The sequence below is a fragment of the Psychrobacter sp. S1-30-MNA-CIBAN-0213 genome (assembly GCF_040309845.1).
Classification (GTDB): Bacteria; Pseudomonadota; Gammaproteobacteria; order Pseudomonadales; family Moraxellaceae; genus Psychrobacter.
In genome coordinates this window covers 1-239 of record NZ_JBEOPE010000169.1, presented here as the reverse complement: position 1 = coordinate 239, position 239 = coordinate 1, and the positions used below count along the sequence as shown (strand labels likewise).

The following is a 239-nucleotide window of genomic DNA, read 5'->3' as shown; positions in this document are numbered from 1 at the left end:
CATCTCAGCTTGTCGATAATAAGTCGTCAAAACAACATTTTTATCCCCTTGCACAAAACCACGACTATCACGCTCCCGATTGCTAATATGACTTGATGCCACATAACCGCTTTGCTGATAGGTCAGATTCTCAATAGCGCTACTGCTCTCAACCACATCCTCTACTTTGAAGTCAGCTGCCGCCGTAATCAGTAACGTCTTACCTGCTATTTTGATATCAGCCGCTTGGCTATTAAGGG

Annotated in this window: 1 protein-coding gene; it reads right to left on the bottom strand. The window is 44.4% G+C overall.

Features of this window, described 5'->3' with window-relative positions; genetic code table 11:
* Positions 1-239: hypothetical protein (locus tag AAEY87_RS14370; RefSeq protein ID WP_350657655.1), on the bottom strand; the 239-nt coding region annotated here is incomplete at both ends.